A 23,605-nucleotide genomic window follows, 5' to 3' on the forward strand; every position below is an offset into this window, starting at 1 on the left:
GCGCCGCCGTTAAGCGGCGCGGGGGGAGGTATTGACTGAATTAGCTGAACAGCGAGTAGAAGATCGCGGAGATGGCAATCAGGCCCATAATCACCACGAAGACGTTGCTGATATGGCCGCTGTATTTACGCATAGCCGGTACTTTCTGAATCGCATACATCGGCATCAGGAACAGGATCATCGCGATAATCGGGCCGCCGAGGGTCTCGATCATCCCGAGGATGCTTGGGTTCAGCGTCGCCACAATCCAGGTGGTCACCAGCATGAACAGCGCGGTCAGCTTGTTCAGTTTGTTGATTTCGATCGATTTGCCTTTACCGCGCAGGGACTTAATCACCATGCCGTTAAAGCCTTCGCGGGCGCCCAGATAGTGGCCGAGGAAGGATTTAGTGATAGCAATCATCGCGATGATCGGCGCCATCCAGGCGATAACCGGCGCGTTAAAGTGGTTTGCCAGGTAAGACAGAATCGAGATGTTCTGCTCTTTCGCCGCCGCGAGGTCTGCCGGAGAGAGGCTCAGGACGCAGCTGAAGACGAAGAACATGACGGTCAACACCATCATGATGTGAGCGCGAGCCAGGATGCTGGAGCATTTCTTCTCAGCGCCTTCGCCGTACTCTTCACGCTTAGCGACCGCGAAGGAGGAGATGATCGGCGAGTGGTTGAAGGAGAAGACCATCACCGGGATCGCCAGCCACAGGGTCATCAGCAGGCCTTTGCCGGTTGCGGAAGCGCCGCTCAGGGAGAGCGTCTCGAGCGCCGCGCCGTTCCACTGCGGGATCAGGTACAGCGCCAGAATCATCAGGGCGATAACGAACGGAAACACCAGGATGCTCATTGCCTTAACGATCATCTGCTCACCGAAACGCACGATGGTCATCATGCCGACGATCAGGATCAGCGACAGAATGGCCCGCGGCGGCGGCGTCATGTGCAGCTGGTGCGCCATGAAGGTTTCGACGGTGTTAGTGATCGCCACGCTGTACACCAGCAGGATCGGGTAGATAGCGAAGAAGTAGAGCAGGGTAATCAGTTTCCCGGCGCCTACGCCGAAGTGTTCTTCCACCACTTCGGTGATGTCTTCGCCCGGGTTTTTCCCGGAGAGGACGAAGCGAGTCATGCCGCGGTGAGCGAAGAAGGTCATCGGGAAGGCCAGAATCGCCATGATAATCAGGGGGATCATGCCGCCGACGCCGGCGTTGATCGGCAGGAATAAGACGCCCGCGCCGATCGCTGTACCGTACAGGCCCAGCATCCACATGGTGTCGGTTTTACGCCATCCGCTGCGGGTTTCGCCCGAAACGATGGTGCTGGTTTGAGTGGTTTCCATCTGTATCTCCTGGAGGAATCAACAAAATCTAATGAACAAATACAATTACGTAACATGAAATTCGTTTGATTACGGTTTTTTAGAAATTTTCTCCGTAATAATTGGGCCGGAAAGATACATTTATATGGTTAATGCATCAGTGATCGCGATCTCAAATGCAATAATCCACTTTCAATGTGCGTATTTTTAGTCCAACAGCCTGTTTCTGGTGATCAGCCAGCGATTTGTGGCGCGCAGGCTACCATTTGCAGCATATGAGATAAAAGCGGAGCGGCGTAATAACGAGGGATTTACTGTAAAAAAGAGAAGTAGTCGACGTTTTTGCGCTTAAAACCATTTTTTGCAGTGATAATTGTCGCAGTTTTTACAAACGCAAACGATTGGCTATGTAGAAATGATTCAGGTGACTGAATAATAACAGAAAGGTTTTTAGCGCGTTCTGGAAGTCAGAGGAAGAGAGCCCGCCGGGGGCAGGCTGCAGAAGATACCCCGGCGGGAGAGCGAGAAATCAGGCGATGATTTCGTAGCAAGGAATGTAGGCGGTGCCGCCCGGCAGTTTCATACGATGCTGGGCGACGAAGCCCTGCAGCAGATCGTCCATGCGGCGCATCATCTCCGGGTCGCCATGCAGCTTGTAAGGACCGTACTGCTCAATGGCCTGGATGCCCACCTCTTTGACGTTACCCGCGACAATCCCGGAGAAGGCGCGACGCAGGTCGGCGGCCAGCACTTCTACTGGCTGGTCCGGGGAGAGCTTGAGATTGGCCATGTTGTCATGGGTCGGTTCGAACGGCATCTGCAGGTCCGGCGAGATGCGAATCGACCAGTTGAAACTGTAGGCATCATCGGTTTCGCGGCGGCTCTCTTTCACCAGCGGCATCGCTTTTTTCATCTGCCGCGCCACTTCCGCCGGATCGTCGATGATGATCCGATAGTGACGACGGGCGGACTCGCCCAGAGTATGGGTGATAAACTCGTCCAGCACGCGGAAGTAGTCGGCGCTCTCTTTCGGTCCGGTGAGGATCAGCGGCAGCACCTGCGCTTTGTTCTCCGGGTGCATCAGAATACCCAGCAGGTAGAGCAGCTCTTCGGCAGTACCGACGCCGCCCGGGAAGATAATGATCCCGTGGGCGATACGCACGAAGGCTTCCAGACGCTTTTCGATATCCGGCATGATGATCAGTTCGTTGACCAGCGGGTTCGGCGGTTCTGCGGCAATGATGGACGGTTCGGTCATGCCGATAAAGCGGCTGTCTTTGTAGCGCTGCTGCGCGTGGCCGACGGCGGCGCCTTTCATCGGTGCCTCCATCGCGCCAGGCCCGCAGCCGGTGCAGATGTTCAGTTCGCGCAGTCCCAACTGGGTACCGACGCGGCGGGCGTAGAGATATTCGTTTTCATTGATGGAGTGGCCGCCCCAGCAGACGATCATGTTCGGCGCTTCGCCGACGTGCAGCGCGCGGGCGTTGCGCAGGATCGAAAACACCAGGTTGGTGATATGGACCGAACTTTCCAGATCGAGGTTCGGGAAGCGAACGGTATTGTGGATCTGGCCGTAAACGAACAGGATATCGCGCAGCACGGCAAACAGGTTGGCCTGCAGGGAACGGATAATGCGCCCGTCAACGAAAGCTTCTTCCGGCGGGTTGATCAGTTCCAGCTTCACGCCACGTTCGCGACGCAGCACGTTAATATCGAAGTTTTCAAAACGGGAGAGCAGCTCCTTGCTGTTATCGGTCAGGCTCCCCGAGTTGAGCACAGCAAGCGAGCAGTTGCGAAAGAGTTGATACAGGTCACTGCTGGCGGTGCGCTTAAGCATATCCACTTCCAGCTGCGACAGCATATCCATTGAACCAAGCGGGCTAACATGTGTAATCAAGTGAACTCCTTACAGGACGCTTATGGTCTTCCTGTGATTACAATAGCCCTGCGAACGGCGTTTCCACAACCTTGCGCGCGCCTAAACGCACGCAAATTGTGAAATTATTTATTATTGTCGGGCGAGGCGGCCAGTGGCGGGGGAAAAGTCGCCGTTGCTGCGCCAGGGGTTGATATCCAGACCGCCGCGTCGCGTATAGCGGGCGTAAACGGAAAGCGATTCCGGCTGGCAGAAACGGAGAATATCGTTAAAGATGCGCTCGACGCACTGCTCATGGAATTCGTTATGGTGGCGGAATGAGACCAGATAGCGCAGGAGCTGCTCACGGTCGATTTTCGCCCCCCGATACTGGATCTGCACCGAGCCCCAGTCCGGCTGGTGGGTGATCAGGCAGTTGGATTTCAGCAGATGGCTGACCAGCGTCTCTTCCACGATTTTGCCGCTGGCGGCGCCCTGCAGATAGTCGGCGCTGAACTGATAGTTATCGATCTCGATATCCTGATCGTCGATGCAGGCGCCGTGCAGATGGGCGATCGGCTGGCCTTCCAGTTCATCCAGCCGATACAGCGACACCTTGACCTCACCTTGCGCGCAGGCGCTGAGATCGCGAGTCAGCGTCTCTGCAACGTCCTGCCAGCTGGCGAAACGCGTCTGGTTAAAGCTGTTGAGGTACAGCTTAAAGCTTTTCGACTCCACCAGATTGACGCTGGTATCGGGTAGCTCGACGTGGCCGACAGCGACCTGCGGCAGACCTTTGGCGTTCAGCCAGGAGAGTTCGTACAGCGTCCAGATATCGGCGCCGTGAAACGGCAGGTTATCGGCATGCAGGCCCAGCGGATCGCGGTTAAGGCTGCGCGGAACGCCCTGCAGTAGCGAGGCGTCATAAGTATCGCGGTAATCGGTTGATTTACCGAGCGTCAGGCCGGCCAGCGCCTGATGATTATCGTAAGAAGACATGTTTCACCATAGTAAAGCGGGTACACTATCTCTCCAGTGTATCCTGTCTAACGTGAAGAGAGAAACCGGTGGACCATCAGACCGCAGAAGCGCTGCGCGCTTTTACCCAACGTTATTGCGCCGCCTGGCAGCAGCAGCGTAACAGCCTGCCGCGTAGTGAAGAGCTTTACGGCGTCCCGTCGCCTTGCGTCGTTGATACCCAGGGTGAGGCCGTATTCTGGCAGCCGCAGCCGTTTTCGCTGGCGCAAAATATTAGCGCGGTTGAACGCGCCCTGGATATTGTGGTACAACAGCCGCTTCATTCTTATTATACCACTCAGTTTGCCGGCGACATGACCGGCCGGTTTGACGGCGAAACGCTGACGCTGCTGCAGACCTGGAGTGAAGAGGATTTCCAGCGGGTGCAGGAAAACTTAATCGGGCACCTGGTGGTACAGAAGCGCTTGAAGCTGGCTCCGACGCTGTTTATCGCCACCCTCGAGAGTGAACGGGATGTTATTTCCGTCTGTAATCTCAGCGGCGAGGTGATCAAAGAGACCCTCGGTACCGCCAAACGCATCACGCTTTCCCCCTCGCTTGCGAGTTTCCTTAGCCACCTTGAGCCGGTTCTGTAATCCAGTCTACCTGGTCGTTTGTGAGAGATCTCTTACAAAACCTGTAAGAGATCGTCATCATTTAAGGCAAATTTAATCCCTTCATTTTTTTATAACTCATTGGTATTAAATCAGATCTTAATTTATTCGTCCTTTTGAGTGGGGACTAATCTTAAGAGATTGTCTCAAGAAGGGTTGTAAGACGAGGCAGAATCAGTGATCCTATGTCTGTCGACAGGGAGTCGCGAAATGAAGCGAACATCAGGATGATGGCGCTTCTGCAGGACCCGCCAGGATGGCGTTGCAAGGACAGGCTTCAGGATGAAGCAAGGATAACGCAGGATCGCGTAATGGACACCTCCAGGATGGAGAACGAGAGCCGCTCAGGATGAACGGTGGATCAGGAAGATCGGGACAAACTTATGGATAAGTCATTTCACATCGGGGTGGTGTGAAAGCAGGATGCACGAGTTTATGGATGAACATTGGTCAGGAGACCTCAGGAAAAGTTTTCAAGGACGAGCAGGGAGCACCAATGTAGCGGGAATGCTGCAAAACGAACCGGGAGCACTGTTTTTACAGTGCTCCCTTTTTTTATTTCTTCTGCGGATTTGCTATCCTGCGCCCGGTTTTTAACTCATCGAGGTTTCCCATGACTCTTCACGATAGCGTGCGCGATCGCCTGCGCGCCATTGAAGCCCTGCTGCGCGAAACAGAGCACTGGCAGGCGACGGCGCCGGACAGCAGCGCCTTCGCCAGCGATAAGCCGTTTTGCCTGGATACCCTGGAGCCGCTGGAGTGGCTGCAATGGGTGCTGATCCCGCGTATGCATCAGCTGCTGGAGAGCGGTCAGCCGCTGCCGCAAAATTTTGCCGTCGCGCCTTATTACGAGATGGCCCTGGATCAGGCCCACCCGGTTCGCGAATCCATGCTGGCGGAACTTCTGCTGTTAGATGCGCTGTTTGCCGGTGAGCAGGCCTGATGCTGGAGATTATCTACCAGGACGACTGGCTGGTGGCGGTCAACAAACCCTCGGGCTGGCTGGTACATCGCAGCTGGCTCGATCGCGACGAGAAAGTGGTGGTGATGCAGACCGTGCGCGATCAGATTGGCCAGCATGTCTTTACCGCCCATCGTCTCGACCGGCCCACCTCCGGCGTCCTGCTGATGGGGTTGTCGAGCGAAGCGGGCCGGCTGCTGGCGCAGCAATTTGAACAGCATCAGATCCAGAAGCGCTATCATGCGATCGTTCGCGGCTGGCTGATGGACGAAGCGCTGCTGGATTACCCGCTGGTGGAAGAGCTGGATAAAATCGCCGATAAATTTGCTCGTGAGGACAAAGATCCGCAGCCGGCGGTGACCCACTACCGCGGCCTGGCGACGGTGGAGATGCCGGTGGCAACCGGGCGTTATCCCACTACGCGCTACGGGCTGGTGGAACTGGAGCCGAAAACCGGCCGTAAGCACCAGCTGCGCCGCCATCTTGCCCATCTGCGTCATCCGATCCTTGGCGACAGCAAGCACGGCGATTTGCGGCAAAACCGCAGCGCCGCGGAACATTTTGGCTGTCACCGCCTGATGCTGCACGCCAGCGAGCTGTCGCTAACCCATCCGTTTACCGGCGAGCCGCTGACTCTGCGCGCCGGTTTTGACGAGGTCTGGATGCGCGCCCTGTCGCAGTTTGGCTGGCGCGGGCTTCTCCCGCTAAATGAAAGGGTTGAGTTTGCCGACGACTGCGGTCAGGATGAAGGGAATAAGGTCAATCCAGGGAGATAATAGCATGGCGGAAGTCGGAATTTTTGTCGGCACCATGTACGGCAACTCGCTGCTGGTCGCGGAAGAAGCGGAAGCGATCCTCAGCGGACTGGGACACAAGGCAACCGTGTATGAGGATCCGCAGGTCAACGACTGGGAATCCTATACTGGTAAATATGTGCTGGTGGTCACCTCCACCACCGGGCAGGGCGATCTGCCGGACAGCATTGTCCCGCTGTATGAGGGGATGAAAGATATGTATCAGCCCCATCTGCGCTACGGCATTATCGCGCTCGGCGACAGCACCTATGCTAACTTTTGCGGCGGTGGGCTGAAGTTCGACCAGCTGCTGCAGGAGCAGGGCGCGAAGCGCATCGGCGAGATGCTGAAGATTGACGCCAGCGAAGACCCGGAGCCGGAGAGCGTCTCCAATCCGTGGGTTGAGCAGTGGGCCACCCTGCTCGAATAAAAGCGCTGCCCTCTCCCTACGCAGAGGGCGCTCTTTCAATACGTCGCGGCCAGATATGCGGACGTCACAATGGTAGCGCGTTCCTGGCGCCACGCCTTTAGGCAAACGCCACAATATCCTTAGCAATATCATGGCTTAAGCCAGCCAGTTTCACCGGGTCAAGTGAGGTATTTCACACTCCGGCTCTTTTTGCTGCGCTTTGCGGCTCCAGCGGCGCTGGTTTTTCATTTCCGTGAACTTCCCCCCATTCTTTCAGGCATTCGCCACAAACCACCTGTAATAGCGGCGTAAAAGCTGTGTAGATGCACGGTGAGCCGCGGTGTGCCTCTTCATATACTGCTCCAGCCAGTGATAAATGCAGTGCCAGATATAACGACAACTATCAAAACACGACCACGTCATTCTGATTACCCTACAGGTTGTGCTGTTCAGAATGAACGTAGCTAAACGCTATGATTCAGGAGTACAACAATGAGTTCATTAAGTCAGGCGGCGACGGCGGCTGAAAAGCGCACCAACGCCCGCTACTGGATAGTGGTGATGCTGTTTATCGTCACTTCTTTTAACTATGGTGACCGGGCGACGCTGTCGATCGCCGGTTCGGAAATGGCCAAAGATATCGGCCTCGATCCTGTTGGCATGGGGTATGTGTTCTCCGCGTTCTCATGGGCTTATGTCATCGGCCAGATCCCGGGCGGCTGGCTGCTCGACCGCTTCGGTTCGAAGCGCGTCTATTTCTGGTCGATCTTCATTTGGTCGATGTTTACCCTGCTGCAGGGCTTCGTCGATATCTTCAGCGGCTTTGGCATTATCATCGCGCTGTTCACTTTGCGTTTCCTCGTCGGCCTTGCCGAGTCGCCGTCATTCCCCGGCAACAGCCGTATCGTCGCCGCCTGGTTCCCGGCGCAGGAGAGGGGGACGGCGGTATCGATTTTTAACTCCGCCCAGTACTTTGCCACCGTTATCTTCGCGCCGATCATGGGCTGGCTGACGCATGAGGTGGGTTGGTCGCACGTGTTCTTCTTTATGGGCGGCCTGGGGATCGTGATCAGCTTTGTATGGCTGAAAGTGATCCACGATCCGAACAACCATCCGGGCGTGAACCAGAAAGAGCTGGACTATATCGCCGAAGGCGGGGCGCTGATCAACATGGATCAGAAGAGCAGCGCGCAGAAAGTGCCGTTTAGCGTCAAAATGGGGCAGATCAAACAGCTGATCGGATCGCGGATGATGATCGGCATCTATATCGGTCAGTACTGCATCAACGCCTTAACCTACTTCTTTATCACCTGGTTCCCGGTATATCTGGTGCAGGCGCGCGGTATGTCGATCCTCAAAGCCGGCTTTGTCGCGTCGATTCCGGCGGTGTGCGGCTTTGTCGGCGGGGTGCTGGGCGGGGTGATTTCCGACTGGTTAATGCGCCGCACCGGCTCGCTGAACATCGCGCGCAAAACGCCGATCGTGCTGGGGATGCTGCTCTCCATGACCATGCTGATGTGTAACTATGTCAATGTGGAGTGGATGGTGATCGGCTTTATGGCAATGGCCTTCTTCGGCAAAGGGATTGGCGCGCTCGGCTGGGCGGTGATGGCGGATACCGCGCCGAAAGAAATTAGCGGTCTCTCCGGCGGTCTGTTCAACATGTTCGGCAATATCTCCGGTATCGTCACTCCCATCGCCATCGGCTATATCGTTGGCACCACCGGCTCGTTCAACGGCGCGCTGATCTACGTCGGCATCCATGCCCTGGTGGCGGTGCTGAGCTACCTGGTGCTGGTGGGCGATATCAAACGCATCGAACTGAAACCTGTGGTGGGGCGCTCATCATGACGACCCAATCCAGCCCGATTATCACAGAGATGAAGGTCATTCCGGTGGCCGGGCACGACAGCATGCTGCTGAACATCGGCGGGGCGCACAACGCCTGGTTTACCCGCAATATCGTGGTATTGACCGATAACGCCGGCCACACCGGCGTTGGCGAAGCGCCCGGTGGGGAGGTTATCTACCAGACGCTGCTGGCGGCGATCCCGCAGGTGGTGGGCCAGGAGGTCGCCCGGCTCAATCGCGTGGTGCAGCAGGTGCATAAAGGCAATCAGGCGGCGGATTTCGATACCTTTGGCAAAGGGGCGTGGACCTTCGAACTGAAGGTTAACGCGGTGGCGGCGCTGGAAGCGGCGCTGCTCGACCTGCTCGGCCAGGTGCTGAAGGTGCCGGTCTGCGAGCTGCTGGGGCCGGGTAAGCAGCGTGATGCCGTCACCGTGCTGGGCTACCTGTTTTATATTGGCGATCGGCAGAAAACCGACCTTGGCTATCTGGACCATACGCCGGGCGATCATGAATGGTACCGCCTGCGTCATCAGCAGGCGTTGAGCAGCGAGGCGGTAGTGCGTCTGGCGGAAGCCGCCCAGGATCGCTACGGTTTCAAAGACTTTAAGCTGAAAGGCGGCGTGCTGCCCGGCGAGCAGGAGATCGACACCGCCCGGGCGCTGAAAAAGCGTTTCCCGGATGCGCGCATCACCGTCGACCCGAACGGCGCCTGGCTGCTGGATGAGGCCATCGCGCTGTGCAAAGGGCTGCAGGATGTCCTGACCTATGCCGAAGATCCGTGCGGCGCCGAGCAAGGCTTCTCCGGCCGGGAGGTGATGGCCGAGTTCCGTCGTGCCACCGGGCTGCCGGTCGCCACCAATATGATCGCCACCAACTGGCGCGAAATGGGTCATGCGGTGATGCTCAACGCCGTCGACATCCCGCTGGCGGACCCGCATTTCTGGACGCTCTCCGGCGCAGTACGGGTGGCGCAACTGTGTGACGACTGGGGGCTCACCTGGGGCTGCCATTCCAACAATCACTTTGATATTTCCCTGGCGATGTTTACCCACGTCGGCGCCGCCGCGCCGGGCAACCCCACCGCCATTGACACCCACTGGATCTGGCAGGAGGGCGACGCGCGCCTGACCAAAAATCCGCTGCAGATTATTCACGGCAAGATTGCCGTGCCAGACGCGCCGGGACTCGGCGTGGAACTTGACTGGGAGCAGGTGCGCAAAGCCCATGAGGCCTATAAAGCGCTGCCGGGCGGCGCGCGCAACGACGCAGGCCCGATGCAGTACCTGATCCCCGGCTGGACATTCGACCGCAAACGTCCCGTTTTCGGCCGCCACTAATTAAAAAGGATGATGCTATGACGACTTTCACTTCAACGCCCGTTGTTACGACCATGCAGGTGATCCCGGTTGCCGGCCATGACAGCATGCTGATGAACCTGAGCGGCGCGCACGCCCCGTACTTCACCCGCAATATTGTGATTATCAAAGATAACGCCGGGCATACCGGCGTCGGCGAAATCCCCGGTGGCGAAAAAATCCGCCAGACCCTGGAAGATGCCGCGCCGCTGGTGGTGGGCAAAACGCTGGGCGAGTACAAGAATGTGCTGGGCGCGGTGCGCAACCAGTTTGCAGACCGTGACGCCGGGGGCCGCGGCCTGCAGACCTTCGACCTGCGTACCACCATTCACGTGGTCACCGGGATTGAAGCGGCGCTGCTGGACCTGCTGGGCCAGCACCTTGGCGTCAATGTCGCTTCTCTGCTTGGCGATGGCCAGCAGCGCAGCGAAGTCGAAATGCTGGGCTATCTGTTTTTTGTCGGCAACCGCCACGCCACGCCGCTGGCCTATCAGAGCCAGCTGGATGAGCAGTGCGAATGGTATCGCCTGCGCCATGAAGAGGCGATGACGCCGGATGCGGTGGTCCGCCTGGCGGAAGCGGCGTATGAAAAATATGGCTTCAACGACTTTAAGCTGAAGGGCGGCGTGCTGGCCGGTTTTGAAGAAGCTGAGGCGATCAGCGCCCTGGCGAAACGCTTCCCGAATGCCCGCGTCACTCTCGACCCGAACGGCGCCTGGCTGCTGGAGGAAGCCATCCAGATTGGTAAACAGCTGAAGGGCGTGCTGGCCTATGCGGAAGACCCATGCGGCGCCGAACAAGGTTTCTCTGGCCGCGAAGTGATGGCCGAGTTCCGCCGCGCGACGGGCCTGCCGACCGCGACCAATATGATCGCCACCGACTGGCGACAGATGGGCCATACCTTGTCCCTGCAGTCGGTGGATATCCCGCTGGCGGACCCGCACTTCTGGACCATGCAGGGGTCGGTGCGTGTGGCGCAGATGTGCCATGAGTTCGGCCTGACCTGGGGATCGCACTCCAATAACCACTTCGACGTGTCGCTGGCGATGTTCACCCATGTCGCGGCAGCGGCGCCGGGCAAAATCACCGCGATTGATACCCACTGGATTTGGCAGGAGGGCAACCAGCGTCTGACCAAACAACCTTTTGAAATAAAAGGCGGTATGGTGCAGGTACCGAGTACCCCGGGCCTGGGGGTTGAGCTGGATATGGACCGCGTGATGCAGGCAAATGAGCTATATAAGAAACATGGTCTTGGCGCCCGCGACGATGCGATGGCGATGCAGTATCTGATCCCGGGCTGGACCTTTGACAACAAGCGTCCATGCATGGTGCGCTAAAAGGCCGCCGGCCTCTGCGGGGGCCGGCATTGCACGACAGCGCCAGGGGTTGGCTCAGAGTAAGGACAGCACATGAAAATAGTGATCGCACCGGATTCCTGGAAGGAGAGTCTGAGCGCGCTGGAAGTGGCCACGGCGATAGAGCAAGGCTTTCGCGAGATTTATCCTGACGCGGAGTACGTCAAGCTGCCGGTTGCCGACGGTGGTGAAGGGACGGTGGAAGCCATGGTGGCGGCGACCGGCGGGCATCAGGTTCCGCTGACGGTCACCGGGCCGCTGGGTGAACCGGTTGAGGCATTTTATGGGCTGTCCGGCGATCGCCAGTGCGCCTTTATCGAAATGGCGGCAGCCAGCGGGCTGGAGAGTGTCCCGCCGGCGCAGCGTAATCCGCTGCTGACCACCTCCTGGGGGACCGGGGAGCTGATCCGCCACGCGCTGGACGCCGGCGTGCGGCAGATCATTATTGGCATTGGCGGCAGTGCGACCAATGACGGCGGCGCCGGGATGGCGCAGGCGCTGGGGGCGAAACTGTTGACCGCCGACGGCCAGCAAATCGCCTCCGGGGGCGGCGCGCTGGAGACGCTGGCGCGTATCGACCTTAGCGAACTCGATCCGCAGCTGGCAGATTGCCGGATTGAGGTGGCCTGCGACGTCACCAACCCGCTAACCGGCCCGCAGGGGGCCAGCGCGGTGTTCGGCCCGCAAAAAGGGGCGACGACGCAGATGATCGACCGCCTCGACAGCGGCCTGCTGCACTATGCCCGGATTATCGCCCGCGATTTAGATATCGATGTGCTGAGCCTGGAAGGCGGCGGCGCGGCGGGCGGCATGGGGGCGGCACTGTATGCGTTTTGTGGCGCAACGCTGCGCCCGGGCATTGAGATCGTCACCGATGCGTTGCAGCTGGCGACGCGGGTGGCGGATGCCGATTTAGTGATCACCGGCGAAGGGCGAATCGATAGCCAGACGATCCACGGCAAGGTGCCGGTGGGGGTAGCGAAGGTGGCGAAGCGTTTTAACGTCCCGGTGATTGGGATTGCCGGCAGCCTTACCGCCGATGTCGGGGTGGTGCATCAGCACGGACTGGATGCGGTATTCAGCGTGTTATATACCATCTGTACCCTGGATGAAGCGCTGGCCAATGCCGCCGCCAACCTGCGGATGACGGCGCGTAACGTCGCCGCGGTTTTGCAGATGGGCGGTAAGCGGTAACCCGGCTGGCGCAGTGGTATTTGTAGCCCGGATAAGGTGCGTAGCACCGCGATCCGGGAACCGTCCCCGGTGGCGCTTACGCTTACCGGGGCTACCAACCGAGTACTGGACCGTAGGGCGTAGCCCGGATGAGGCGCGTAGCGCCGCTATCCGGGGTTTACACTCCCATCCGGCACGCTTCGCGGGCCACATTATCCATCTCGTCTAACAGCTCGAGCAGCTCCGGCTCCAGATCCTCGGCGGCGGTACCCGCCCGCAGCTGACTCTCCAGGGTATGACAGAGCTTTTTCAGCCGCGGCACGCCGCTGTAGCTGCAGCTGCCGTGCAGTTTGTGGATCAGATCCACCAGCCCTTCCGGCTGCTCGCCGACCAGCTGCTCTTCCACTTTATTACGCACCTCCGGCATAAAGGCGATCAGCATCTGCAACATTTCCCGCGCCAGATCCGGCTTCATGGCGGCCTGACGCAGCGCCAGCTGCCAGTCAAGCGTCAGGTTATGGTCGATGACCGGCTCTGCGGGCGGTAGCGCCGCCGGAGCGACGCTGTGCAGGCCGGGCTGATAGCGCAGCAGCAGGGCGTACAGTTTCTCTTCTTCAATCGGCTTCGCCAGATAATCGTTCATGCCGGCGCTCAACAGCTTCTCCCGCTGGCCCTCCAGGGCGTGCGCGGTGACTGCAATCACCGGGGTCTGCTGATGATGTGACAGATGATGAATCAGCTCGCAGGCGCGGATGCCGTCCATATCCGGCATCTGAATATCCATCAGGATCAGATCCATCTGCAGCCGCTTGGCCTGGTCCACGGCCTGCTGGCCGCTGTCGCAGAGGATCACCTGCTGCACAAGGTCGTCCAGCAGGGCGCCAATCAGCTTCAGGTTAGCCGGATTGTCGTCGACGGCCATCACGGTCATCGGCAGCTTATGGCTGTCGGCCTGCGTCAACGGCGCGGAAGCCGGCGCATGATTGGTGGCCACCAGCGCCGGCAGCAGACGGGTGGTAGTGAGCGGTTTCAACAGGCAGGCCGCGACGCCGTCGCGCTTCAGGGCTTCGGCGCTGACCTGGGCATGACATGGCAGAGCGAGCAGCACGTTGTCAGACATCGCACGGGCTTTGACTAATTTTTCCCGGTGCGGCGACAAATCGCGCATTGAGACCGGGATGCCGACCAGCAGAATGTCGTACTGCGCTTCCGCCAGCGAGGAGAAGGTAGGGCTGTAGATCACCTCCAGCGGCGTGGCGGCCAGCATCTCCAGCGTACATTGCGCCGCCGTCGCGTTGGCTTCCACATAGGCCAGACGTTTGCCCGTCAGCCCGTCGGTGTTCAGCATATCCGGAATGGCGTTTGGGTTGAGATCAAGGCTGATATGGAACCAGAAGGTGGAGCCGCGGTTCGGCTGACTGTGGAACGAAATATCGCCGCCCATCTCTTTGACCAGACGCTGGGTGATCACCAGCCCAAGCCCGGTGCCGCCGTGCCGGCGTGAAATGCTGGCATCGGCCTGACGGAAGGCCTGGAACAGTCGGGACTGGTCGCGCTCAGGGATGCCGATGCCGGTATCGTGGATCTGAATTTCGATCTGTACCCGCGAGTTGCTGATGGCCCGCTGCTCCACCAGCACGTCGATATTGCCGTGCTCGGTGAATTTAATCGCATTGCCCACGAGGTTGGTCACAATCTGCTGCAGACGCAGCGGGTCGCCAATGACGTTATCCGGCACATTGTTCTTAATGTTCAGCGTCAGCTCCAGCCCTTTATCGTGCGCGGAATGCGCCAGCAGGGTGACCACTTCATCAAGCGAGGTGCGCAGCAGGAACGGAATACTCTCCAGAATCAGCTTCCCGGCTTCCAGCTTGGAAAAGTCGAGCACGTCATTGATGATCGCCAGCAGATTATTGGCCGAACGTTCGATGGTGGTCAGGTGGTCGCGCTGCGTGGCGTTGAGATCGGTTTTCAGCGTCAAGCGGGTAAAGCCGATCACCCCATTGAGCGGGGTGCGCAGTTCGTGGGACATATTGGCCAGGAACTCAGACTTAATGCGCGCCGCCTCCTGGGCGCGCTTTTTCGCCAGGTCCAGCTCAACGTTCTGGATCTCCATCTGCTCAAGGGTTTCCCGCAGATCGGAGGTCGCCTGGTCGACGTTGTGCTGCATCTCCTCATGGTAGGCCGCCAGCGACATGGCCATCGAGTTAATGCCGTTTTTCAACATATCCAGTTCGCCGAGCATAAAACCCTCGACCCGGCTGTCCAGTTGTCCGCGGCGGATGCGGTCGACGGTGTTGACCATATTGCGGATAGGCCCGGTGACGTCGCGCATCAGGCGCCAGCCGAAGATTAGCGCGATGCCAATGCAGAACAGCATCATCACACTGGAGATGAAAATCTCTTTGTACTGCTGGAGGCGGACTGATTTCAGATCCAGCTCCAGCGCGACGTAGCCCAGCATATTGCCCGGCATTTTGGCGTCAGATTCGGGGGACTCATCAGGCGAATAGCTTTCCGAGACGATCGGCGTGCGCAGGATCATGATGTCACCGTCGCGGATGACGCTGAGATGGCGGGGAAATGCCTCGCCTTTGGGGATCTGCAGTTCGCTGGGGTTGAGCTGGTAATTGGAGGTGACAAACAGCCGGTTATGCGAATCATATACCGAGATGGCCCGCACGATCTCCGAATGACGCCGATGCAGGACGCTGATCAGCTGGCCGATGGATTCGCGGTTTTGCAAATTCATGCCATATTCGCTGGAGACCGCCAGCGGCTCAATAATGCTGGCGCCGGCGTCCTCCAGCTGGCGTTGCAGGTCGTTATAACGATGAGCAACAAAGAAAATACTGAGCAACAGCCCAATCAGGACGGTTGGCGCCAGTATCAGAATCATCATGCGAGCACGCAGGCTGTAGTTGGTCATGCGGTTCCATTATGGGAGAATATAGACATCATCGTTCTGTGCGCGTCGGTGCGCTTCGCGGCACTGCCGCCCTGAACGAGCTCGTTTTATTTGATTGAGACAACTCTCTACGATGGCGCAATTCTACTCTGCAAAACGGCGTGTGACGACGCGCCAGATCATAACCGTTACAGTCAATGACCTCGATCCCTTTGGTCAGGGCGTTGCCCGCCACCAGAGAAAGGCGCTGTTCGTGAGCGGTGTGCTGCCGCAGGAGCAGGCCGAGGTGGTGCTGGTGGAAGACAAAAAACAGTATGCCCGCGCCCAGGTGAAACGCCGTCTAACCGACAGCCCGCAGCGCCAGGCGCCGCGCTGCCCGCATTTTGGCGTCTGCGGCGGTTGCCAACAACAGCATGCCAGCGTCGTGCTTCAGCAGCAAAGTAAACGCGCCGCGCTGGCGCGGCTGATGAAGCGTGAGGTGGATGAGGTCATCGCCGGCGTGCCGTGGGGCTACCGCCGTCGCGCGCGCTTAAGCTTGAATTATCAGCCAAAGACCCAACAATTGCAGATGGGTTTTCGCCAGGCCAACGCCAAAGCGATCGTCGACGTGGTGCAATGCCCTGTTTTGGCGCCCCAACTTGAGGCATTGCTGCCTGCCGTGCGCGAGTGCTTAAGCGCGCTGAGCGCATTACGCCACCTCGGCCATGTCGAGCTGGTGCAGGCGGACAACGGCCCGCTGATGGTGCTGCGCCATACCGCTGCCCTGCCAGCGGGCGACAGGGAAAAACTGGAACGCTTTTCGCAAACTCACGGTCTTTCCCTGTACCTCGCGCCGCAAAGCGAGATACTGGAACATATTCATGGCGAAGCACCATGGTATACCTCAGACGGACTACGCTTAGTGTTCAGTCCGCGGGATTTTATCCAGGTCAACGACGGCGTGAATCAGCAGATGGTGCGTACTGCGCTGGAATGGCTGGATCTGCAGCCAGAGGACCGGGTACTGGATCTGTTCTGCGGAATGGGCAATTTTACCCTGCCGCTGGCGACTCGCGCCGCCCACGTGGTGGGGGTGGAAGGGGTGCCTGCGCTGGTAGAAAAGGGGCGGGAAAACGCCGCCCTCAATGGTTTATCAAATGTCACTTTCTTCCATGAAAATCTGGAAGAGGATGTCACCCGTCAGGCCTGGGCGAAGCACGGCTTTGATAAAGTGCTGCTGGACCCGGCCCGCGCCGGCGCGCCGGGCGTGATGCCGCATATTATAAAACTGGCACCGCGGCGGGTGGTGTATGTTTCCTGCAACCCGGCGACGCTGGCGCGAGACAGCGAAACCCTGTTGCAGGCTGGATATCAGATTCAACGCCTGGCGATGCTGGATATGTTCCCGCATACCGGTCATCTGGAATCAATGGTGTTGTTTGAGCGCAGGCTTACATAAGGTCATTCACAACGTCGCAGAAGAGCCACCCTGGCCGTCAATGCTGACGCGACCTGCAGGATGACATGTAGAAAGTTGAGGCTTGCCGACTTCGGCAGGCCGGTCCCTTAAGGAGAGGACAATGGTTGCGGTAAGAAGTGCACATCTTAATAAAGCTGGTGAATTTGACCCGAAGAAATGGATCGCGAGTCTGGGGATTTCCAGCCAGCAGTCGTGTGAGCGCTTAGCCGAAACCTGGGATTATTGTCGCGAAAAAACGCAAGGACACCCGCAGGCAGACCTGCTGCTGTGGCGTGGCGTCGAAATGGTGGAGATTCTGTCCACCCTGAGTATGGATCTCGATACGCTGCGCGCGGCGCTGTTGTTCCCACTGGCGGACGGTGAAGTCGTCAGTGAAGAGGTCATGCAGGAGAGTGTGGGTAAATCGGTCGTGACCCTGATTCACGGGGTGCGGGACATGGCCGCTATCCGCCAGCTAAAAGCCACCCATACCGACTCGGTATCTTCCGAGCAGGTGGATAACATTCGCCGCATGCTGCTGGCGATGGTTGACGATTTCCGCTGCGTGGTCATCAAGCTTGCTGAGCGTATCGCGCATCTGCGCGAAGTCAAAGACGCGCCGGAAGATGAACGCGTGCTGGCGGCGAAAGAGTGCACCAATATCTATGCGCCGCTGGCGAACCGCTTAGGTATCGGCCAGCTGAAGTGGGAGCTGGAAGATTACTGCTTCCGTTATCTGCATCCGGCAGAATACAAGCGTATAGCTAAACTGCTCCACGAACGTCGTATCGACCGTGAGCATTACATCGACGAGTTCGTCGGCCACCTGCGCTCGGAGATGAAAGCCGAAGGCGTCAAGGCGGAAGTCTATGGCCGGCCGAAACACATCTACAGCATCTGGCGCAAAATGCAGAAAAAACACCTCGCGTTTGACGAGCTGTTTGACGTTCGCGCGGTGCGCATCGTGGCCGAGCGTTTGCAGGATTGTTACGCCGCACTAGGGATCGTCCATACCCACTATCGTCACCTGCCGGATGAATTCGATGACTACGTGGCCAACCCGAAACCCAACGGCTATCAGTCTATTCATACCGTGGTGCTGGGCCCGAGCGGCAAGACGGTGGAGATTCAAATTCGCACCCGGCAGATGCATGAAGATGCTGAGCTTGGCGTGGCCGCGCACTGGAAGTACAAAGAGGGCGCGGGAGCGGGCACCGGCGGTGGCCGTGGCTATGAGGATCGCATCGCCTGGCTGCGTAAGCTGATTGCCTGGCAGGAAGAGATGGCCGATTCTGGCGAAATGCTCGACGAAGTGCGCAGTCAGGTCTTCGACGATCGGGTCTATGTCTTTACGCCGAAAGGCGACGTGGTGGACCTGCCGGCGGGGTCGACGCCGCTCGACTTTGCCTACCATATCCACAGCGACGTCGGCCATCGTTGCATCGGCGCCAAAATTGGCGGCCGCATCGTGCCGTTCACCTATCAGCTGCAGATGGGCGATCAGATTGAAATTATTACTCAGAAGCAGCCGAACCCGAGCCGTGACTGGCTGAATCCTAACCTCGGTTACGTGACCACCAGCCGCGGACGCTCCAAGATCCACGCCTGGTTCCGTAAGCAGGACCGCGACAAGAACATTCTCGCCGGGCGGCAGATCCTCGACGACGAACTGGAGCATCTGGGCATCGGCCTTAAGGATGCGGAAAAACACCTGCTGCCGCGCTACAACTTCAATGAGCTCGATGAACTGCTGGCCGCCATTGGCGGCGGCGATATCCGTCTCAACCAGATGGTCAATTTCCTGCAGGCGCAGTTCAATAAACCGAGCGCCGCTGAGCAGGATGCGGCCGCGCTGAAGCAGCTGCAGCAGAAAACCTACGCCCCACAGAACCGCACCAAGGACAATGGCCGAGTGGTGGTGGAAGGGGTTGGCAACCTGATGCACCATATTGCCCGCTGCTGCCAGCCGATTCCGGGCGATGAGATCGTCGGCTTTATCACCCAGGGGCGCGGGATTTCCGTGCATCGCGCCGACTGCGATCAGCTGGCTGAACTGCAGTCGCATGCCCCGGAGCGCATCGTCGATGCGGTATGGGGTGAAAGCTACTCGGCGGGCTACTCGCTGGTGGTCAGGGTGGAGGCGAACGATCGCAGCGGGTTACTGCGCGATATCACCACCATCCTCGCCAATGAGAAGGTGAACGTGCTGGGGGTCGCCAGCCGGAGCGATACCCGTCAGCAGCTGGCAACCATCGATATGACCATTGAGATTTACAACCTGCAGGTGCTGGGCCGGGTGCTCGGTAAGCTGAACCAGGTGCCCGATGTCATTGACGCGCGCCGTCTGCACGGCGGTTAAGTCGTCTCCAGGCCGGATAAGGCGAAACCGCCATCCGGCAATTTCGCAACGCCGGATAAGGTCTAAACGCCTTATCCGGTCGACTATTTTTTACATTTCCAGGATTGTCACATGACTCAAATTGACCGCTTGCTCGGCATCATGCGCCGCCTGCGCGACCCGGAAAACGGCTGCCCGTGGGATAAAGAGCAGACCTTTGCCACTATCGCCCCTTACACCCTTGAGGAGACCTACGAGGTCCTCGATGCTATCCAGCGGGAAGATTTTGACGACCTGCGCGGTGAGCTGGGCGATCTGCTGTTCCAGGTGGTGTTCTATGCACAAATGGCGCAGGAAGAGGGACGCTTTAACTTTGACGATATCTGCGCCGCCATCAGCGACAAGCTGGAGCGCCGCCATCCCCATATTTTCGCTGATGCTACTGCAGGAAACAGCAGCGAAGTCCTGGCCCGCTGGGAGCAGATCAAAAGCGCGGAGCGGGCGGAAAAAGCCCAGCATTCGGCGCTGGACGACATTCCCCATAGCCTGCCGGCGCTGATGCGCGCGCATAAAATCCAGCGCCGCTGCTCGGCAGTGGGTTTCGACTGGACCTCGCTGGGCCCGGTGCTCGACAAGGTGCATGAAGAAATTGATGAAGTGATGCATGAAGCGCAGCAGGCGGTAGTGGATGAAGCGAAACTGGAAGAGGAAGTCGGTGACCTGCTGTTCGCCACGGTGAATTTATCCCGTCATTTGGGCGTCAAAGCCGAGGTGGCTCTGCAGAAAGCGAACCTCAAATTTGAGCGTCGCTTCCGTGAAGTCGAGCGCATTGTCGCCGCCCGCGGCCTCGAAATGACCGGTGTCGACCTCGATACCATGGAAGAAGTGTGGCAGGAAGTAAAGCGCCAGGAAACTGATCTCTAACGAGTTTTCGTGATCAAGCGCGATTTGTGTGATTTTATAAATAACAAGCGCTTGATTTACGTCAAAAACATTTCGCCAAAAGCGTCTATTTTCTCTTTCCGTTATGTCGTTGAAACACCATGTAGCCTGCCTCTTCGAGTTGTTCGAGTCGCAACACAGGTGCAACTTGAAGAACGAAGGGGAGGGGAGAATGAAAGTTTGTGGCGTCACGCATGTTCGGGTATACTACTTTCCCGTCCTGGTTATTCCATCGTTTTACCCTAACTTCTCAGGTTCAGCATGACAACGAACTATATTTTTGTGACCGGCGGGGTCGTATCCTCTCTGGGTAAAGGCATTGCCGCAGCCTCCCTGGCAGCCATTCTTGAAGCCCGTGGTCTCAACGTGACCATCATGAAACTGGATCCGTACATCAACGTCGATCCGGGTACCATGAGCCCAATCCAGCATGGGGAAGTGTTCGTTACTGAAGACGGCGCAGAAACCGATCTGGACCTGGGCCACTATGAGCGTTTCATCCGCACCAAGATGACGCGTCGCAACAACTTCACCACCGGCCGTATCTACTCCGACGTACTGCGTAAAGAGCGCCGTGGTGACTATCTGGGCGCGACCGTTCAGGTTATCCCGCACATCACCAACGCTATCAAAGAGCGCGTACTGGCGGGTGGCGAAGGCCATGACGTGGTGCTGGTGGAAATCGGCGGTACTGTAGGCGATATCGAATCCCTGCCGTTCCTCGAAGCCATTCGTCAGATGGCGGTAGAAATCGGCCGCGAGCATACCCTGTTTATGCACCTGACCCTGGTGCCGTACATGGCCGCCGCGGGCGAAGTCAAAACCAAGCCGACCCAGCACTCCGTGAAAGAGCTGCTCTCCATCGGTATTCAGCCAGATATCCTGATCTGCCGCTCAGACCGCGCAGTTCCGGCCAACGAACGTGCGAAAATTGCTTTGTTCTGTAACGTTCCGGAAAAGGCTGTGATTTCTCTGAAAGACGTCGATTCCATTTATAAAATTCCGGGCCTGTTGAAATCTCAGGGGCTGGACGATTATATTTGTAAACGATTCAGCTTAACTTGTCCGGAAGCAAACCTGGCCGAATGGGAACAGGTAATCTATGAAGAAGCCAATCCGGCAGGCGAAGTCACCATCGGTATGGTCGGTAAGTACATTGAACTGCCGGATGCCTACAAGTCGGTGATTGAAGCGCTGAAACACGGTGGTCTGAAAAACCGCGTGACCGTCAACATCAAGCTGATCGATTCGCAGGATGTGGAAACGCGCGGCGTCGAAATCCTTAAGAATTTGGACGCGATCCTTATCCCGGGCGGCTTCGGCTACCGCGGTGTAGAAGGTAAGATCGCCACCGCGCGCTATGCGCGTGAGAATAATATTCCTTATCTGGGCATCTGCCTGGGTATGCAGGTTGCGCTGATTGAATTCGCGCGCAACGTAGCGGGCATGGAAAACGCCAACTCTACGGAATTTGTGCCAGACTGTAAGTACCCGGTGGTGGCGCTGATTACCGAATGGCGTGACGAAGAAGGCAACGTTGAGGTTCGTTCTGAGAAGAGCGATCTTGGCGGCACCATGCGCCTGGGTGCGCAGCAGTGCCAGCTGGATGATGATTCTCTGGTTCGTCAGCTGTATGGCGAGCCGACTATCACCGAGCGCCATCGTCACCGCTACGAAGTCAACAACATGTTGTTGAAACCGATTGAAGCTGCTGGTCTGCGCGTTGCGGGCCGTTCCGGGGATGATCAGTTGGTCGAGATCATCGAAGTGCCGAACCATCCGTGGTTTGTTGCCTGCCAGTTCCACCCGGAGTTTACTTCGACGCCGCGTGACGGCCACCCGCTGTTTGCCGGCTTTGTGAAAGCCGCGAGCGAGTACCAGAAGCGTCAGGCGAAGTAAAAGAGTTAGAACGGCAATGCACCCAACTGGGTGCATTGTTTGTCTGGAGTTTTAGTTTAACTTGTACTGAGGAAAACCTAATGTCCAAAATCGTTAAAGTCATCGGTCGTGAAATCATCGACTCCCGTGGTAACCCGACTGTTGAAGCCGAAGTACACCTGGAAGGTGGTTTCGTCGGTATGGCAGCTGCTCCGTCAGGTGCTTCTACTGGTTCCCGCGAAGCGCTGGAACTGCGCGATGGCGACAAATCCCGTTTCCTGGGTAAAGGCGTAACCAAAGCTGTTGCTGCGGTAAACGGCCCGATCGCTCAGGCAATCCTGGGCAAAGATGCTAAAGATCAGGCTGGCATCGACAAGATCATGATCGACCTGGACGGTACTGAAAACAAATCTAACTTCGGTGCGAACGCTATCCTGGCTGTTTCTCTGGCAAACGCCAAAGCAGCTGCAGCGTCCAAAGGCCTGCCGCTGTACGCGCACATCGCGGAACTGAACGGCACTCCGGGCAAATACTCCATGCCGGTTCCGATGATGAACATCATCAACGGTGGTGAGCACGCTGACAACAACGTCGACATCCAGGAATTCATGATTCAGCCGGTTGGCGCGCCGACCCTGAAAGAAGCCGTACGCATGGGTTCTGAAGTGTTCCATCACCTGGCGAAAGTGCTGAAGTCCAAAGGCATGAACACTGCCGTTGGTGACGAAGGCGGCTACGCGCCGAACCTGGGTTCTAACGCCGAAGCACTGGCTGTTATCGCTGAAGCGGTTAAAGCAGCTGGCTACGAGCTGGGCAAAGATATCACCCTGGCGATGGACTGCGCAGCATCTGAATTCTACAAAGATGGTAAATACGTTCTGGCTGGCGAAGGCAACAAAGCGTTCACCTCTGAAGAGTTCACTCACTTCCTGGAAGATCTGACCAAACAGTACCCGATCGTCTCCATCGAAGATGGCCTGGACGAATCTGACTGGGACGGTTTCGCATACCAGACCAAAGTACTGGGCGACAAAATCCAGCTGGTTGGTGACGACCTGTTCGTAACCAACACCAAGATCCTGAAAGAAGGTATCGATAAAGGCATCGCTAACTCCATCCTGATCAAATTCAACCAGATCGGTTCTCTGACCGAAACTCTGGCTGCAATCAAGATGGCGAAAGACGCTGGCTACACCGCTGTCATCTCTCACCGTTCTGGTGAAACTGAAGACGCGACCATCGCTGACCTGGCTGTCGGTACCGCTGCAGGCCAGATCAAAACCGGTTCTATGAGCCGTTCTGACCGCGTTGCTAAATACAACCAGCTGATTCGTATCGAAGAAGCGCTGGGTGAGCAAGCGCCGTTCAACGGTCGTAAAGAGATCAAAGGCCAGGCTTAATCCTG

General features: G+C 57.7%; 17 protein-coding genes. 13 read left to right on the forward strand and 4 right to left on the reverse strand.

Annotated elements, in window-relative coordinates; genetic code table 11:
* Positions 1-40: 40 nt before the first annotated feature.
* The 3 genes from CWM57_RS07135 to queF all read right to left on the reverse strand — a co-directional run bounded on the left by CWM57_RS07135 (position 41) and on the right by queF (position 4,163).
* Entirely contained in the window at positions 41-1,330 is a 1,290-nt protein-coding gene (locus CWM57_RS07135) for an HAAAP family serine/threonine permease (RefSeq protein ID WP_061153488.1), read from the reverse strand.
* A 508-nt stretch (positions 1,331-1,838) separates the two neighbouring features.
* Positions 1,839-3,206, reverse strand: a complete 1,368-nt coding sequence (gene ppnN, locus CWM57_RS07140) for a nucleotide 5'-monophosphate nucleosidase PpnN (protein ID WP_074387729.1) — start codon at positions 3,204-3,206, stop codon at positions 1,839-1,841.
* Between the two features lie 111 nt (positions 3,207-3,317).
* On the reverse strand, positions 3,318-4,163 hold the full coding sequence (queF, locus tag CWM57_RS07145; RefSeq protein ID WP_061153490.1) for an NADPH-dependent 7-cyano-7-deazaguanine reductase QueF: 846 nt from the start codon (positions 4,161-4,163) through the stop codon (positions 3,318-3,320).
* A 68-nt stretch (positions 4,164-4,231) separates the two neighbouring features.
* Between queF and syd the strand changes: the two genes are divergently transcribed.
* The 8 genes from syd (at position 4,232) to CWM57_RS07185 (ending at position 12,717) form a co-directional block, all read left to right on the forward strand.
* Positions 4,232-4,777: a SecY-interacting protein gene (syd, locus tag CWM57_RS07150; RefSeq protein ID WP_061153491.1), complete on the forward strand. Its 546-nt coding sequence runs from the start codon at positions 4,232-4,234 to the stop codon at positions 4,775-4,777.
* Positions 4,778-5,408: 631 nt separating this feature from the next.
* Positions 5,409-5,738 carry a YqcC family protein gene (locus CWM57_RS07155; RefSeq protein ID WP_008806255.1) on the forward strand — a complete coding sequence of 110 codons (330 nt, stop codon included), beginning with the start codon at positions 5,409-5,411 and terminating at the stop codon, positions 5,736-5,738.
* Entirely contained in the window at positions 5,738-6,532 is a 795-nt protein-coding gene (truC, locus tag CWM57_RS07160; RefSeq protein WP_008806254.1) for a tRNA pseudouridine(65) synthase TruC, read from the forward strand. The genes CWM57_RS07155 and truC overlap by 1 nt, the downstream gene beginning before the upstream one ends.
* Positions 6,533-6,536: 4 nt before the next feature.
* Positions 6,537-6,980: a flavodoxin gene (locus CWM57_RS07165; protein ID WP_008806253.1), complete on the forward strand. Its 444-nt coding sequence runs from the start codon at positions 6,537-6,539 to the stop codon at positions 6,978-6,980.
* 471 nt (positions 6,981-7,451) lie between these two features.
* Positions 7,452-8,810, forward strand: a complete 1,359-nt coding sequence (locus tag CWM57_RS07170; RefSeq protein ID WP_061153492.1) for an MFS transporter — start codon at positions 7,452-7,454, stop codon at positions 8,808-8,810.
* Positions 8,807-10,147: an enolase C-terminal domain-like protein gene (locus CWM57_RS07175; protein ID WP_100631340.1), complete on the forward strand. Its 1,341-nt coding sequence runs from the start codon at positions 8,807-8,809 to the stop codon at positions 10,145-10,147. Before CWM57_RS07170 ends, CWM57_RS07175 begins: the two co-directional genes overlap by 4 nt.
* 17 nt (positions 10,148-10,164) lie before the next feature.
* On the forward strand, positions 10,165-11,505 hold the full coding sequence (gudD, locus tag CWM57_RS07180) for a glucarate dehydratase (protein WP_074387731.1): 1,341 nt from the start codon (positions 10,165-10,167) through the stop codon (positions 11,503-11,505).
* Positions 11,506-11,577: 72 nt separating this feature from the next.
* On the forward strand, positions 11,578-12,717 hold the full coding sequence (locus CWM57_RS07185; RefSeq protein WP_100675836.1) for a glycerate kinase: 1,140 nt from the start codon (positions 11,578-11,580) through the stop codon (positions 12,715-12,717).
* 157 nt (positions 12,718-12,874) lie between these two features.
* Here CWM57_RS07185 and barA read toward each other — a convergent pair whose 3' ends face one another.
* Positions 12,875-15,625, reverse strand: coding sequence for a two-component sensor histidine kinase BarA (barA, locus tag CWM57_RS07190; protein WP_100631341.1), 2,751 nt, complete (start codon positions 15,623-15,625; stop codon positions 12,875-12,877).
* Positions 15,626-15,737: 112 nt separating this feature from the next.
* Here barA and rlmD point away from each other — a divergent pair, with 112 nt between their 5' ends.
* The 5 genes from rlmD to eno all read left to right on the forward strand — a co-directional run bounded on the left by rlmD (position 15,738) and on the right by eno (position 23,600).
* Entirely contained in the window at positions 15,738-17,042 is a 1,305-nt protein-coding gene (rlmD, locus tag CWM57_RS07195) for a 23S rRNA (uracil(1939)-C(5))-methyltransferase RlmD (RefSeq protein ID WP_100675837.1), read from the forward strand.
* A 121-nt stretch (positions 17,043-17,163) separates the two neighbouring features.
* Positions 17,164-19,401: a GTP diphosphokinase gene (gene relA, locus CWM57_RS07200; RefSeq protein WP_061153497.1), complete on the forward strand. Its 2,238-nt coding sequence runs from the start codon at positions 17,164-17,166 to the stop codon at positions 19,399-19,401.
* 111 nt (positions 19,402-19,512) lie between these two features.
* On the forward strand, positions 19,513-20,304 hold the full coding sequence (gene mazG, locus CWM57_RS07205; RefSeq protein WP_074387735.1) for a nucleoside triphosphate pyrophosphohydrolase: 792 nt from the start codon (positions 19,513-19,515) through the stop codon (positions 20,302-20,304).
* 279 nt (positions 20,305-20,583) lie between these two features.
* Positions 20,584-22,221: a glutamine hydrolyzing CTP synthase gene (pyrG, locus tag CWM57_RS07210; protein ID WP_061153499.1), complete on the forward strand. Its 1,638-nt coding sequence runs from the start codon at positions 20,584-20,586 to the stop codon at positions 22,219-22,221.
* 80 nt (positions 22,222-22,301) lie between these two features.
* Positions 22,302-23,600 carry a phosphopyruvate hydratase gene (gene eno / locus CWM57_RS07215; protein ID WP_061153500.1) on the forward strand — a complete coding sequence of 433 codons (1,299 nt, stop codon included), beginning with the start codon at positions 22,302-22,304 and terminating at the stop codon, positions 23,598-23,600.
* The last annotated feature ends 5 nt before the right edge of the window (positions 23,601-23,605 follow it).

Origin of the sequence: Klebsiella sp. G-Nf4, from assembly GCF_002810615.1 — a bacterium.
Lineage (GTDB): Bacteria > Pseudomonadota > Gammaproteobacteria > Enterobacterales > Enterobacteriaceae > Klebsiella > Klebsiella variicola.